The organism is Streptomyces sp. NPDC051576 (assembly GCF_040681835.1).
Lineage (GTDB): Bacteria > Actinomycetota > Actinomycetes > Streptomycetales > Streptomycetaceae > Streptomyces.
Window position 1 is genome coordinate 73,934 of record NZ_JBFAZO010000011.1, and the last position, 13,213, is coordinate 87,146.

A 13,213-nucleotide genomic window follows, 5' to 3' on the forward strand; every position below is an offset into this window, starting at 1 on the left:
GCGCGCGAGGGGACGGGACGTTCATGTGCCCGCATCCGCCGACGCCGGTCGGTCCAGGAGGTGTTCGTGCTTCCGCCGCAGCGTCGCGGCCAGCAGGGTCACCACGATCCCGGCGAGCGCCCATGCCGAGAGGACCAGCAGCGGGCCGGTCACGGCGTTGCCCTCGAAGTAGGCGATCGAGCGCGCCACCCAGGTTCCGGCGCCCGGTGGCAGCGCGGGGCCGATCGCGTTCCAGAACGGCGGCAGCAGCGGCAGCGGGAAGGCGCCGCCCGCGCTCGGGTTGCCCGCGATCACCACCAGCAGGATCGCCAGACCGATGCCTACGATCCCGAAGACACCCTGGAGCGCGAGGGTCGCCGCCCCCACGGCGAACGTGACCAGCGCGCCGAGTCCCCAGAGCGCCGTCACGCTCCCGGGCAGCGCGCCCAGGACCGGCCCGATGATCACCGCGCCGCCGAGACCGCCGACGATCGCGACCAGTGCCATCACGATCAGCCGGATCACCGCGCGGCGCGGGTTGGCGGGCCGGGCGCCGGTGCTGATCGCCAGGATCGAGGCGCACAGATAACCGCCGACGCACCAGCCCACGACCAGATAGAAGGACGAAAGACCGTCGAAGTCCTCGGCGGAGGCCGGGGCCACGTCCACGGTCCGGATCGTGCGCCGCTCGGCCTTCTCCAGGGTGGCGGTGATCGTCTCCAGAGTGGTGGCGAGGACCGTGCCGCCGCCGGTGGCGACCAGGAGGGTGTCCGTGGTGCCGCGCGGGTCGATGACGAGCGCGCCGTCGATGTCCCGGTTCAGGATCTGCTCCCGCGCCCGCGCCGCGTCGGACACCACGCGCGGATCCAACGGAGACCCGGGCAACCGCTCCAGCCGACTCACCGTCTGCCCGGCCGTGACCCCGGGCGCCACAACCCCGAAGGGCACATCCCTCGGCTTCGGATGATGGAGCGCGCCCACATAGGAGGCGATGAAGAGCAGTTGAAGCGCGACCACACCGATGACAAGGAGGGTGGCCCGCGGGGTGACCGCGTCCTTCACCTCACCGAGAAACGTCGTACGGGACGTACGGGCACCGGGGGTCTCTGTCATGTCCCCACGGTCTCGGCGGGCCGGTGTTCGCGCAGGTCGGGCGGGGCTGAACGGATGCCGTATGTGTGTTCGGGGGTGGGGGTGTGGTGGGGGCGGGACGGTCCCCGGGCACTTCCTGCGCTACGGCGTCTCGCGCTACGGCGTCTCGTGCTACGGCGCGAGATCTGCGGCGACGCCCTGCGCCCGGTCGTCGGCATCCTGGACTTCGCGCGCCGGCTCGTCCCCGTCGACCTCACCCCGGCGTCCCGCGTGGACCGTCGCGCCGCGTTCGTCGAAGCGAACAGCGCCTTGGACCACTGTCAGTTCACCAGGGCCGCTGGACGGACGGCGTCGGCTCCGAAGCGTCGGCGGGCGCGGTCCGCCGCGGCTTCCGCTGCGCGGGCGCGGTCGTCGCCGCGGTCCAGGGAGAGCTGGCGGTAGGCGCTGTCGGCCGGCAGCAGGGTGTCGGCGCGGATCAGGAAGGCGCGGACTCTCGCCCGCTGGAGCCCGAAGGAGTCCAGCAGACCCAGAGCGGCGGTCGTGAGGGCCGGTGAGTGGTCGGTCGGCTCCGGCAGTGTGCGGGTGCGGGTGGTGGAACTGCGGTCGGCGTACCGCACGGTGAGGGTGAGCCGGCCGCTGACCTGGTGCTCGACGCGCAGGCGTTGGCCGATCCGGTCGGCGAGTTCCAGGACCGCTCGGTGCTGCCGCGCCGGGTCGAGGCAGTCCCGTTCCAGCGCCAGTTCGGTGGTCAGGTGCGCCGCCGGCTCGGAGGGGAGGACCGGGCGGGGATCGTGGCCGCGGGCCCGCTCGGCCAGCAGCCGGGCGGGGCCCGCGCCGAGGAGGCGTTGCAGGGTCGCCGGGGGCAGATCAGTGATCTGGCCGATGGTGTGCAGGCCGTATCGGGTGAGTTTTTCCGTGGTCGCGCGGCCGACGCCCGGCAGCGCGGTGACCGGGCGGGCGTACAGCCAGTCGGTGGCCTGTCCGTCGCGGATCCAGGTGGTCTCGCCGGGCGCGGACGCGTCGGACGCCATCGCCGCCAGCATGCGGTTGCCCGCGAGTCCGGCACTGCAGTCGATGCCGTGGAGCCCCTTCAGTCTGAGCATCACCATCTGGACGACACCGTGGGGAGACCTGTCGAAGTACCGGAGCGCCGACGTCAGATCGAGTTGGACGGCGTTCGGCGGGAGGGTCTGGACGTGGGGTGTGATTCCGTACATCAGTTCGACTATGTCGTCGTACTGAGCCTCGGTCAGTTCCGCGTGCAGATGGAGGTGGGCGATGTGCCGCCGGCGCGTGGTCATCCCGCACTCCCCGGACTGCGATGGCCGAACTTCTTGAGATCGGCGGAGCGGGTGCCGGCGGGCTGGAGGTCGGCGTAGGGGTGCAGGCGGGCGCCGGTGGTGCCGTTGGCCAGGGTGCGTCGCGGCTGGGCGGGGGTCGGGTGCGGGCGGGTCTCGCCGAGGAGGGCGAGGGCGGCCTCGGGGCCGTGGTCGCGGCGGGCGGCGGCGATCTCGTCCAGGTCCCAGGCCATGGTGCCGACGACGGTACGACGGGTGCCGCGCACCTGGACCGTGCCGCGGACCAGCAGCAGCCCGCTGTGGAAGACGGTGTGCGCGCAGGCCGGGTGGGAGTCCTCGAAGAAGGCCAGGTCGACCAGGCCGGAACCGTCCTCCAGGGTGACGAAGATGATCCGCTTGCCGCTCGCGATCGGCGGAGTCTGGGTCGAGGCCCGTACGCCCGCGACCAACACCTGCTGCCCCGCGCGCAGTCCGGCCAGGTGGGCCGCGTCGGTAGCGCCGATCTCGCGCAGCAACCGGTGGTGATGCTCCATCAGGTGCTTGGAGACATCGATCCCGAGCGTGTTCAACTCGGCGCTCAGCGCCTCGCGTCCGGTCATCTCCGGCAGCCCGCTCGGCTCGGCGCCACCAACCGCACCTGCCTCAATGGGCAGTTGCCCCTCGTGCGCGGTCCGGTTACGGGACTGCCGGTGCAACTCGGCGATCTGGAGCAGCAGATCACGTCGAGTGAGACGACCGTCGTGCAGCGGGCCCAACGCGCCGATCTCCGCGAGCCGTTCGGCGACCGGTCTGCTGGGACGGGCCCGCTGCCAGAAGTCCGACAGCGATCCGTACGGCTGCCCCGCCTCCGCCCGTGCGCACTCCTCCTCGCTGATGCCGCGCACCCCGGACAGCGCGAGCCGTACACCCCACCGCCCTCCGTCGGTCTTCTCCACGGTGTGCCTCGTCCGGGAACGGTTGATGTCGACGGGCAGGACCTGTACGCCGCCCCGGCGGGCGTCGGCGACCAGAACTCGCTTGGGCCACATACCGGGATCGTGTTCGAGGAGACCGGCCAGCAGGAACGCCGGGTAGTGCGCCTTGAGCCAGGCGCTCTGCAGCGCGGGCACGGCGAAGGCGACCGCGTGGGCCCGGCAGAAGCCGTATGCCCCGAAGGCCTCGATGGTCCTCCAGACCTCGTCCCGGACGGCCGAGTTGTAGCCGCGTGCGCGCGCCAGCTCGTGGAACCAGTCCCTGATCCTGGGCAGTTCGTCCTTGTCACCGAGCGCCCGCCGGGTGAACTCGGCGTAGGCCCGGTCGCAACCGGTCAGCACCGACAGCGTCTCGATGATCTGCTCGTGCCAGATGGTCACGCCGTAGGTGTCGCAGAGCACCGGCTCCAGGTCCCGGTGCGCATAGGACGGCTTACCACCGTGCCGGGCGGCGATGTAGCGCTCGGGCATGCCGCCGGCCACCGGTCCGGGACGGAAGAGACTGATGTCGGCGATGACGTCCTGGGGGTCGCGGGGCTGCAGCCGGGAGAGGAGATCCTGCTGGCCGGGGGACTCCAGTTGGAACAGGCCGAGGGTCCGGCTCTCCTGGATGAGCTTGAAGGCGAAGACGTCGTCCAGCGGCACCTGTTTCGGGTCGTCCAGGTCGATGGCGGTGCCGGTGGTCCGTTCGATCTCGGCGACGGCATGGGCCATGGCGGACTGCATCCGCACGCCCAGGACGTCGAGTTTGATGTTGCCCAGCGCCTCGATCTCCTCCTTCGCGGCCATCGCCATGGGGTAGTCGCCCTGCGGGGTGGGCTGCACGGGCAGCCGGTCCAGGAGCGTCGCGTCACTGATGACCACGCCGCAGGGGTGCATGGCCATGCCGTGGACCAGAGAGTCGAGGCCCTCGGCGAGTTCCCACAGCGGCCCGAACCGGTGTGCCTCGGCGGCCAGTTGGCGCAGTTCGGGCAGTTCGGCGAGGGCGCTGGTGATGTCGGAGGCGCGCAGGTGCGGGAAGCTCTTGGCGATCCGGTCGATGTCGGCGGGCGGGATGCCGAGGGCGAGGCCGGTGTCGCGCAGGGCCCGGCGTGCCCGGTAGGTCTCGGGCATGGCGGTGACCGCGACCCGTTCCTTCCCGAACCGTTCGAAGATCGTGTCGTAGCACTCCAGGCGTCTGGCGGACTCCACGTCGATGTCGATGTCGGGCAGTGTCTTCCGGCGCAGGTTCAGGAAGCGTTCGAACAGCAGGCGGTGGTCGAGCGGGTTGGCGGTCGCGATGTCCAGCGTGTGGCAGACCAGCGATCCGGCGCTGGAGCCGCGGGCCGCGACCCGGATGCCCTTGGCCCGGATGTCGGCCACGACCTGGCCGACGGCGAGGAAGTACGAGTCGTAGCCCAACTCGGAGATCACGTCGAGTTCTTCGTCCAGCCGGTCGAGCGCCGTACGGTCGCGGTCGAGACCGCGTCTGGCCAGACCGGCCTCGCACTGTCCGCGCAGCAGTTCCGCGGCGCCTGCCGGTCCGGCGCCGAAGAGCGACGGTTCCGGGAGGTGCGGGGTGCCGAGTCCGAGGTCGGCCCTGGGGTCGACGACGCATTCGGCGGCCGTGGCGGCGGTGTCGGCCATCAGACGGCGGGCTCGCCGTACGTCCGCCCCGGCGCACTCGGCGACCATCCGCGCGATGCCCTCCATGCCTCTCTCGTCCTTGAGCCAGCGTTGTCCGCTGTCCAGTCGGCGCCGGTCGACCGGGCGCAGCAGTCGTGCCGCGTCCAGGACGTCGGCGAGGCGGTGCTGGTCGGGGTCGGCGTAGCGGACGGCGTTGGAGAGCACGGCGGTGGTGCGGGTGCGGTCGGCCAGGGCCAGGGTGCGGGCGGCCAGCCGGAGCGAACCCGCCTCGGTGCTGAAACGTTTCTGCGCCACAGCCTCCAGCCGGACTCCCTCCCCGAAGACCTCCCGCCAGGGCGCCAACAGCTTCACCGCGACATCCTCCCTGCCCACCGACAACGCCCGGACCGGCTCCGAGAGCGGTCCGAGCAGCACCGTCAGCCCGGGGCCGCCGTACTCACGCAGCGCCTCCCACGGCACGACCGGTGCGGTACCGGACACGGCGCCGACGTGGGCGGCGGACGTGATGCGGCACAGCCGCGCCCAGCCCGCCCGGTTCTGCGCGAGCAGCACGAACCGCAGCGGCGGCTCCACGACATGTGCGCCGCCGCGCGCCGGGGTGCGGCGGTGCTGGACCGGCGGCGGGGGCGCCAGGGCCTCCACCGCCAGGTCGATGCCGAAGACCGGTCGGACCCCGTCTTTCGCGCAGGCCTGCGCGAATCGAACAGCCCCGGTGACCGTGTCCCGGTCGGTGAGCGCGAGGGCCGCCATGCCCCGCTCGCCCGCCCGCCGGACGAGCTGCTCGGGATGGGAGGCGCCGTAGCGGGCGGAGTAACCGGAGGCGACGTGCAGATGAGCGAAGCCCGCCATGCCGCACCTCCATCACTCCACCCCTTTTCGGCCATGTGCCCGATACGTCCATCGTACGCTCGTTCGATTACTCTAACCCCATCAGCCCCGGTCAGCGACCCGCATTCGAACACGTCAGCGATTTTTTGGAGGGTGGGCGCAGTCCGAAATCGATGCCATCCCGTCAGGCCTCAAGCCGGGCAGGGCGGTTGAGGAAAAACGGCTCCGGGACGCATGTCGCGTGTGGCTGTCCGGTGGTCCGGAGTGGATCCATGGGCCGGGTCGACTGGGAGCGGGGTGGCGGGAATGAGGCCGCGCTCGCGTGCGATCCGGTGCGTCTCGGCGCGCCCGCGACCGGTCGGGGAGTCCGCGGGCGCGCCGAGGGGCGGAGATCGGCCGGGAAGGCCGCGGGCGCCGAGAGGTGGAGGTCGGTCGGGAAGGCCGCGGGCGCCGAGATGCGGAGATCGGTCGGCCGCAGAGGCGGGTCGCCGTTTCCCGACCGGTCGCTCTTGCCGGCATCGCACCGCCGTCGGGCGGGCGCGGATCTGTGTGGCGCGTGCTTGGTGAAGGAGTCGGTTGCGCGACAGGGATCGTAGGGCCTGGCGAGGTCAGGTTGTTTTGTTGTCGCGGTGGTTTACCCGCGTAACTCCGTTCGCTCGTACGTCAGTTGGCCCACGGCGGCACGATGTGCGTGCCGTCGGCCAGGTCCGCTTCCAGGCCGATGGACGTGGTGACCCAGGTGATCACGGTCCGGTCGGTGGGGTTCTCGGCGCCGAAGGTCGCTCCGGGATTGATGATCAGCGTGTCGCCCGCGCCGACCCGCTCGGTGCGGCCGTCGAGGGTGATCACCAGCTCGCCTTCGAGGATGTGCAGGATCTCCTCACGGTTGACGGTGTGCAGGGGTGCTTTGGTGCCGGCCGGGATCTCGCCGCGCCATGCGCACAGTTCTTTGCTGCCCGTGCCGGGGTGGGCGTACGAGACGAAGCGGGCGCCGTGGATCTCGTGGACGACGGCGTCGGACGGGTGGACGACGGGCATGGCTGCCTCCAGAAATGGATGGTGGGGAAGGTGGATGGCGGGAAGGTGGATGATTGCGCGATGGTCAAGCTGCTTGACCATATGTCCACATGGTCAAGCGACTTGACCGGTTCGTCAAGGGTGTTTCAATGCCCCTGTGGAGAACTCCGAGGCCATGGCCCTGACCGCCGCCCTGCTCGCCGCCGCCGGTGAACTGACGCGGCGCATCAACGACGGGGTCGAGGCCCGCGGATTCGAGGCGCGCCCCGCGTACGGCTTCGCCTTCACGCGGCTCGCCCCGGACGGTGCGACGGCCACCGAACTCGCCGCCCATCTCGGCGTCACCAAGCAGGCCGCGAGTCAGCTTGTCGACGAACTCGTGCGCAAGGGGTACGTCGAACGGCGTCCGCACCCCGGAGACGCGCGGGCCCGGCTGGTCGTCCTCACCGAGCGGGGCTGGGCCTGTACGCGGGCCGCGGAGGAAGCGGCCCTGGATGCCGTGCGGCCGTGGGTCGAGCTGCTGGGTGAGAGTGAAGTGCGCGTGTTGTGTGACCGTTTGGGGCGAATTGCGCCCTACGGTCCCATCAGGCCCACCTGGTGACCGGTTATCACTGGAAGTTTTTACTGACGCGTAACTTCACACTTCACCTACTCGCTCGTAACTTGACGAGTGAACAGCATTCTTGTGATCCGGATCACAGGGCGTAAGGCCGTCGCAACTCCCTTGAGCCGCAAGGAGATCACACGATGCTGCCCTGGAAACGAGTGCTCAGACCCCTGACCGCGCTGCTCCTGACCGCCGCGGTCGCCGCCCTCCCCACCGCCGCCCACGCGGCGAGCGCCCCGAGCACCGGCTGGAACGACTACGACTGCAAACCCTCCGCCGCCCACCCCGACCCGGTCGTCCTCGTACACGGCACGTTCGCCAACAGCACCGACAACTGGCTCGTTCTCGCGCCGTATCTGGAGGCCCGCGGCTACTGCGTCTTCTCCCTCGACTACGGCCAACTCCCGGGCGTCCCCCTCATCTACGGGCTCGGCCCCATCGACAAGTCGGCAGAACAACTCCAGGCCTACGTCGACAAGGTGCTAGCCGCGACCGGCGCCGCCAAGGTCGACCTCGTCGGCCACTCGCAGGGCGGCATGATGCCCCGCTACTACCTCAAGTTCCTCGGCGGCGCCGCCAAGGTGGACACCTTCGTCGGTATCGCGCCCGACAACCACGGCACCACCCTGGACGGCCTCACCCAGCTCCTGCCGTACTTCCCCGGCGCCCAGGACGTGATCTCCGCCGCGACCCCCGCCCTCGCCGACCAGATCGCCGGCTCGGCCTTCCTCGCCAAGCTGAACGTGGGCGGCGACACCGTCCCCGGCGTCCACTACACGGTCATCGCCACCCGGTACGACGAGGTGGTCACGCCGTACAGCAGCCAGTTCCTCAGCGGATCCGACGTGCACAACGTGCTGATCCAGAACCTGTGTTCAGTCGATCTCTCCGAACACGCCCTGCTCGGACTGTCGGACCGGATCGCCTTCCACGAGGTCGCCAACGCCCTCGACCCCGCACACGCGACCACCACCACGTGCCTTTCGGCCCTCAGTTGACCGCAGACACACCGCGGGGCCTGTCCGACCTGAGCCGCCGGACAGGCCCCGCCCCCTGGACGGCCGTACTAACGGCCGTGCCGTCCACCGCCGTTGATCGCGCGACGGCGGACCGAGGCGAACAGGGCCGCCGCGCCGAGTGCCAGGGAGGCCGCGCCGCCCATGGCGAGATACGGCGAGTCGTCATTGGCGCCGGTCTCCGCGAGGTCCTGTGAACTACCCACCGCCTGCGGCTCGTTGGCCTCGGCCTGCGCCGTGGCCGCGACCGGCTCCGCCGAGGTGCTCGCGTCCGCGTCCCCGTGGCCGTTGTGCTCGACGGTCGACTTGTCGGCACCGGCGGCGATCTGCTCGTCGGAGGGGGCGGAGGCGGACGGCGCGGGAGTGGTCGGGGCGGCCGGGGTGGGAGTCGGGGTCGAACTGCCCGCCGAGCCAGTGCTGTTGCTTCCGCCGAAGGTGACGTCCGAGCAGGAGTAGAAGGCCTCCGGGCTGTCCGAGCGCTGCCAGATCGCGTACAGGAGCTGCTTGCCGGAGCGCTGCGGCAGGGTGCCCGAGAAGGTGTAGAAGCCGCCCGAGGCGACCGGGTCGGTGCTCGTCGCGACCGGGTGCTCCAGGTCCAGATCGGCCCAGGCGAGCGGCTGCGTGGGGTCGTAGCCGGACTTGGTGAGGTACACCTTGAAGGTGCCCTTGTGCGGCGCGGTCACGCGGTACTTGAAGGTGTACGACCCGCTGCTGACGCTTGTCGTCGGCCAGTCCGCGCGGGCCAGGTCGAGGCCCTTGAACTCCTCGTTGTTCGCGCTGCACAGCTTGCCGTCCGGGATCAGCGTCCGGTGCTGCCCGTTCGCGTCCCCGATCCGGATGCCGTTCCAGTCGTAGAACGCCTGCGTCCCTCCGGCCGCGACCGCCGCCCTGCACGCGGCCGAGCTGGGGCTCTCCGGGTTCTCCGCGTAGCACTGCGAGACCCTGCTGACCGGGTCGCCCATCGAACCGTGCGCCGCCGCGGGCGTCGAGGTGAGCGCGGTCAGCGCGAGCGGGGCCATGCCGACGACGGCGACAGCGGCGGCCTTGCGGCGTGCGGGCATGGGGAACTCCAACTCCTCGGACGGTTCGCGGGGCGGGGGACGGTTCCCGGGACGGATCCCGTGGGGGTGATCAGAAGCTAGCCCCTGGAAACCGCGAAATCGCCTGCTGGAGACGGGGGAGGGAGATCCTTATGGTGGCGTTAAGACAGGGCTAACCGAGGGCTCAGAGAGGGGGCGGTGGCGCACATGAGTACCGATGTTCGCGTGGCCGTCGTCGGCGATGTGCCGGCTGTGAAGGCCGTGACCGACATGGCGTACCACCACTACATCGCGCGTATCGGTGTGGTGCCGCAGCCCATGGAGGCGGACCATATGGCGAATGTGGTCGCCGGGCGGGTGTTCGTCGCGGGTGACCCCGTGGTCGGGCTGGTGGTGATCGAGGAGCGCGCTGACCATCTGTTCCTCGACAGCATCGCCGTCCGCCCCGACGCGCACGGCACGGGGGTGGGACGGCGGCTGCTGGAGTTCGTGGACGCACGCGCGCGTGCGCTGGGGCTGGCCGAGGTCAGGCTCTACACACACGCCTTGATGTGGGAGAACCAGGAGATCTACCCGAGGTTCGGCTACGAGGTCGTCGAGCGGCGCACGGACGGGCCCTACGACCGCGTCCACTACCGGAAGCGACTGGGCTGAAGCGGCGGGTCCGAGCAGGCCGGGCTCAGCCGTCCGGCCACCAGGTGCGGGCGATGTCCTTCCGGACCTCGGGGCGCTCGGTGGGGCGCTCGTCGGACTCCTCGCGCACACGGCGGGCGTCCGACTTCTTCAGGGGCTTCTGCACGGTTACGCGGCGCATGGCTGCCTCCTTGTGTCCACCCGGGTTCGTGTTCTCACGAGGTAGACCGTTCCCGGGAGGGTGACTCATCGGCGCTGGTCTGTCTGTGGCGGCTGTCACGATGGGAGTGTCAGTGGCGGGTGTCACGCTGGGCGGATGAGTGAACCCGAAGCAAACGTGGACTGGGACGCGGAGGCCGCCGCCTTCGACGAAGAGCCTGATCACGGCCTGCGCGACCCGGAGATCCGCCGGGCCTGGGCGGACCGGCTGCGCGGCTGGCTGCCCGCCGGCGCGGCCGACGTCCTCGACCTCGGCTGCGGCACCGGCAGCCTGTCGCTCCTCGCGGCCGAGCAGGGACACCATGTCACCGGCGTCGATCTCTCCCCGGCGATGGTGCACCTCGCCCGCGCGAAGCTGGCCGGCCGTGACGCGGCGTTCCTCGTCGGTGACGCGGCGGCACCCCCGGTGGGGGAGCAGCGCTACGACGTCGTCCTCGTCCGGCATGTGCTGTGGACGCTGCCCGACCCGGCCCGCGTCCTGCGCCACTGGCGCGGGCTGCTGCGCCCCGGCGGCCGGCTCGTGCTGATCGAGGGCCGCTGGGGGCAGGTCAGCCCGGTCGGCATATCCGCAGACCGCCTCACCGAACTCCTGACACCCCTCGCCGGCCATGTGCGCGTGGAGCGGCTCTCGGACGACCCACTCCTGTGGGGCAAGCCGGTGACCGACGAGCGGTACGCGGTGGTGGCGGTGCCGTAGGCCGCGCCGGCGAAGTCCCGCCCGCTCGCGACGCTCGGCACGCTCTGCGTCCGGTACGAGGGCTTCCGTGCGGCCCACTGACAGCACGCACCGACTCCGCCACCAGCCGCTTCCACGGCGGGCGCGAGGCCCGACCTGCGGGCGAACGACGGGACTTCGCGGACACGGCCCAGAGCCTGCCGGCGGATTGTGCCGCAGACGTGGGGCCCGGCCCGGCTTCCTGCCGCCTTGCAGGCGTGGGGACCCCCAGCGGCGTCGCCGTCGGTCGCCGATGCTCCGCGTCGCCGCCTTCCCCCGCCCGACAGCCCCCGGCCCCGCCCGGCCTCACGCCAGCAACTCCTCGAAACCACCCTCACGCGCCAGCCCCTCCAACTCGTCGAGCGCTGCCACGGCGGCAGCCGCAGCCGCAGGGTCCGATTCCGCCAGCCCGCTCTCCTCGAACTCGTCCTCGTCCAGGCGTCGTACGTCCAGGCCGTCCGCCGAGCGCCACAGGTCCAGGTCGAGGTCCTCGACGACGAGTTCGGTGCCGGAGAAGGTGGCGGGGCGGGTGATGTCGCAGTACCAGCCCTTCAACTCGCCTGTACCGGAACGGACTTGCTTCACCGAGTACCAGCGGTCCCGCCAGTAGTATTCGGTGAACACGTCGCCGCGCTCGAAGCGTACGAAGCCGAAGTCGCGGACGCCCTCACCGGCCCACGGGGCGCGGACGGCGAGGCGGGTGCCGTCGTCGGAGAGCAGCTCCGCCGTGTAACGGATCTTCGTCCGGCCCGCCTTGACGAGGACGACGTCCAACTGGCGTGCGGGATCAGCTGAGTTCACGGACATACCGAACCTCCGTAGCGCAGGTCTCGTAACCGAACCACTTGTTGATCGCGAGCATCGGACCGTTGCCGGTGTCGTTGCCCGTGAAGGCCTCCGTGTACCCGGCCGCGCGGGCGCGGTGCAAGGAGTCGTTCTTGGCAAGCTTGGCCAGGCCCCGGCCGCGGTGGGCGCGGGCCGTGCCGGTCATCACCGTGCCGTAGCGGGTGCCGTCGTCCGTGCGGGCCGCGCTGAAGGCCGCCGGGCGTCCGTCGATGACGGCGACGGACGTCAACTCGGGGCTGAAGAGAGGGTTTCGCCAGGTCTCGTCCAGCCAGGCCTCGTAGTCGGTGAACTCGGTGTCGATGTCGCTGGGTTCGTCCAGCGTCGCCTCCGCGTCCAGCTCGAAGAGGGGGCGCGGGTCGTCGGCGAAGTCCGAGCCCGGGCGGATCGAGACGTCCGGCGGCGGATCCTGGAGCGGGGGCAGCGTGCCGTGCGTCAGGTCCAGGCGGAGGAAGTGCGCGGAGCGGCTCGCCGTGTAGCCGAACCCCTCGGCGAAGGCGCGGTTGCCCGGCTCGTCCAGGACCCAGGCGTAGAGCCTGCTCGCGCCCCGGGCGGCCAGGTGCTCCTCGGCGGTGCGGACCAGGAGCGAGCCCGCGCCCCGGTGTGTCCGCTCCGGGTGCACGTACACGTTGACGAAGCCCTGGCCGGGCTCCGGGCTCTCGTAGGCGATGCCCACCTGGGCGGTGCCGATGATCTCGCCGTCCTCCTCCGCGACCAGCCTGCGCAGCTCGGCCTCCGGATGTGCGTGGGCGATGTCGAAGGCGACGGACTCCGGTGTGAACAGCATGTAGGGGAGGGCCAGTCGGCGGACCCGGACGAAGCCCTCCAGGTCGGCCCGGACATCGGGGCGCAGGTCGCGCGCGATCACGGTCATGGAGTCGCACGCTACGGCGGGGCCGCGCCGGAGTGCCTCTCATTTTCCGGCGGGTGCGGGACAATCGGGCCGTGACCCTGAAGATCCACATCGATGACAGTGCCGCGCCCTACGAGCAGATCCGCGCCCAGATCTCGGCGCAGGCCCGGTCCGGCGCGCTGCCGGTCGGCTACCGGCTGCCCACGGTGCGCGGGCTCGCCGAGTCGCTCGGCCTCGCCGCCAACACCGTCGCCAAGGCGTACCGGGCCCTGGAGACGGACGGGGTGATCGAGACGCGGGGCCGCAACGGCACGCTCGTCGCGGCGGCCGGTTCGGCGGCCGAGCGGGAGGCGGCGGCCGCCGCGCAGGCGTACGCGGAGCGGGTACGGCGGCTCGGGCTGTCGGAGTCCGACGCGCTGGCCGCCGCACGGGACGCACTGCGGGCGGCCTACGACGCCCCCTAGGACAGCGGGAGT

Annotated in this window: 13 protein-coding genes; 5 read left to right on the forward strand and 8 right to left on the reverse strand. The window is 71.2% G+C overall.

Going from position 1 to position 13,213, the window contains the following annotated elements:
* Positions 1-21: 21 nt before the first annotated feature.
* The 4 genes from AB0M63_RS31920 to AB0M63_RS31935 form a co-directional block, all read right to left on the reverse strand.
* The gene (locus AB0M63_RS31920; protein ID WP_366021844.1) at positions 22-1,092 is read right to left on the reverse strand and encodes a DUF3533 domain-containing protein; all 1,071 of its coding nucleotides are present in this window, start codon (positions 1,090-1,092) and stop codon (positions 22-24) included.
* 299 nt (positions 1,093-1,391) lie between these two features.
* Positions 1,392-2,372, reverse strand: coding sequence for an ImpB/MucB/SamB family protein (locus AB0M63_RS31925; RefSeq protein WP_366021845.1), 981 nt, complete (start codon positions 2,370-2,372; stop codon positions 1,392-1,394).
* Positions 2,369-5,815 carry a DNA polymerase III subunit alpha gene (dnaE, locus tag AB0M63_RS31930; protein WP_366021846.1) on the reverse strand — a complete coding sequence of 1,149 codons (3,447 nt, stop codon included), beginning with the start codon at positions 5,813-5,815 and terminating at the stop codon, positions 2,369-2,371. The genes AB0M63_RS31925 and dnaE overlap by 4 nt, the downstream gene beginning before the upstream one ends.
* A 642-nt stretch (positions 5,816-6,457) precedes the next feature.
* Complete coding sequence (locus AB0M63_RS31935; protein ID WP_355906175.1) at positions 6,458-6,832, reverse strand: cupin domain-containing protein; 375 nt, start codon at positions 6,830-6,832, stop codon at positions 6,458-6,460.
* Between the two features lie 136 nt (positions 6,833-6,968).
* On the opposite strand from AB0M63_RS31935, the gene AB0M63_RS31940 reads away from it, so the two are divergent.
* Both AB0M63_RS31940 and AB0M63_RS31945 read left to right on the forward strand, forming a co-directional pair.
* Positions 6,969-7,412 carry a MarR family winged helix-turn-helix transcriptional regulator gene (locus AB0M63_RS31940; RefSeq protein ID WP_355906178.1) on the forward strand — a complete coding sequence of 148 codons (444 nt, stop codon included), beginning with the start codon at positions 6,969-6,971 and terminating at the stop codon, positions 7,410-7,412.
* A gap of 146 nt (positions 7,413-7,558) precedes the next feature.
* Positions 7,559-8,416, forward strand: coding sequence for an alpha/beta fold hydrolase (locus AB0M63_RS31945; protein ID WP_355906181.1), 858 nt, complete (start codon positions 7,559-7,561; stop codon positions 8,414-8,416).
* Between the two features lie 68 nt (positions 8,417-8,484).
* Here the strand turns inward: AB0M63_RS31945 and AB0M63_RS31950 are convergent, their stop codons facing one another.
* Positions 8,485-9,495, reverse strand: coding sequence for a lytic polysaccharide monooxygenase (locus AB0M63_RS31950; protein WP_355906184.1), 1,011 nt, complete (start codon positions 9,493-9,495; stop codon positions 8,485-8,487).
* Between the two features lie 186 nt (positions 9,496-9,681).
* Here AB0M63_RS31950 and AB0M63_RS31955 point away from each other — a divergent pair, with 186 nt between their 5' ends.
* On the forward strand, positions 9,682-10,128 hold the full coding sequence (locus AB0M63_RS31955; RefSeq protein WP_366021847.1) for a GNAT family N-acetyltransferase: 447 nt from the start codon (positions 9,682-9,684) through the stop codon (positions 10,126-10,128).
* A gap of 25 nt (positions 10,129-10,153) precedes the next feature.
* On the opposite strand, the gene AB0M63_RS31960 is transcribed toward AB0M63_RS31955, so the two are convergent.
* On the reverse strand, positions 10,154-10,288 hold the full coding sequence (locus AB0M63_RS31960) for a hypothetical protein (protein ID WP_355906190.1): 135 nt from the start codon (positions 10,286-10,288) through the stop codon (positions 10,154-10,156).
* 135 nt (positions 10,289-10,423) lie between these two features.
* Here AB0M63_RS31960 and AB0M63_RS31965 point away from each other — a divergent pair, with 135 nt between their 5' ends.
* Positions 10,424-11,023 carry a class I SAM-dependent methyltransferase gene (locus AB0M63_RS31965; protein WP_355906193.1) on the forward strand — a complete coding sequence of 200 codons (600 nt, stop codon included), beginning with the start codon at positions 10,424-10,426 and terminating at the stop codon, positions 11,021-11,023.
* Between the two features lie 324 nt (positions 11,024-11,347).
* Here the strand turns inward: AB0M63_RS31965 and AB0M63_RS31970 are convergent, their stop codons facing one another.
* Positions 11,348-11,848 carry a DUF402 domain-containing protein gene (locus AB0M63_RS31970; RefSeq protein WP_366021848.1) on the reverse strand — a complete coding sequence of 167 codons (501 nt, stop codon included), beginning with the start codon at positions 11,846-11,848 and terminating at the stop codon, positions 11,348-11,350.
* Positions 11,829-12,758 carry a GNAT family N-acetyltransferase gene (locus AB0M63_RS31975; RefSeq protein WP_366021849.1) on the reverse strand — a complete coding sequence of 310 codons (930 nt, stop codon included), beginning with the start codon at positions 12,756-12,758 and terminating at the stop codon, positions 11,829-11,831. Before AB0M63_RS31975 ends, AB0M63_RS31970 begins: the two co-directional genes overlap by 20 nt.
* Positions 12,759-12,829: 71 nt before the next feature.
* Here AB0M63_RS31975 and AB0M63_RS31980 point away from each other — a divergent pair, with 71 nt between their 5' ends.
* Complete coding sequence (locus tag AB0M63_RS31980; protein ID WP_366021850.1) at positions 12,830-13,201, forward strand: GntR family transcriptional regulator; 372 nt, start codon at positions 12,830-12,832, stop codon at positions 13,199-13,201.
* Positions 13,202-13,213: the final 12 nt, after the last annotated feature.

Bases quoted from the DNA above. Each gene is read 5' to 3' on its own strand.
- AB0M63_RS31920 (WP_366021844.1), bottom strand. From the start codon at position 1,092: ATGACAGAGACCCCCGGTGCCCGTACGTCCCGTACGACGTTTCTCGGT.
- AB0M63_RS31925 (WP_366021845.1), bottom strand. From the start codon at position 2,372: ATGACCACGCGCCGGCGGCACATCGCCCACCTCCATCTGCACGCGGAA.
- dnaE (WP_366021846.1), bottom strand. From the start codon at position 5,815: ATGGCGGGCTTCGCTCATCTGCACGTCGCCTCCGGTTACTCCGCCCGC.
- AB0M63_RS31935 (WP_355906175.1), bottom strand. From the start codon at position 6,832: ATGCCCGTCGTCCACCCGTCCGACGCCGTCGTCCACGAGATCCACGGC.
- AB0M63_RS31945 (WP_355906181.1), top strand. From the start codon at position 7,559: ATGCTGCCCTGGAAACGAGTGCTCAGACCCCTGACCGCGCTGCTCCTG.
- AB0M63_RS31950 (WP_355906184.1), bottom strand. From the start codon at position 9,495: ATGCCCGCACGCCGCAAGGCCGCCGCTGTCGCCGTCGTCGGCATGGCC.
- AB0M63_RS31955 (WP_366021847.1), top strand. From the start codon at position 9,682: ATGAGTACCGATGTTCGCGTGGCCGTCGTCGGCGATGTGCCGGCTGTG.
- AB0M63_RS31960 (WP_355906190.1), bottom strand. From the start codon at position 10,288: ATGCGCCGCGTAACCGTGCAGAAGCCCCTGAAGAAGTCGGACGCCCGC.
- AB0M63_RS31965 (WP_355906193.1), top strand. From the start codon at position 10,424: ATGAGTGAACCCGAAGCAAACGTGGACTGGGACGCGGAGGCCGCCGCC.
- AB0M63_RS31970 (WP_366021848.1), bottom strand. From the start codon at position 11,848: ATGTCCGTGAACTCAGCTGATCCCGCACGCCAGTTGGACGTCGTCCTC.
- AB0M63_RS31975 (WP_366021849.1), bottom strand. From the start codon at position 12,758: ATGACCGTGATCGCGCGCGACCTGCGCCCCGATGTCCGGGCCGACCTG.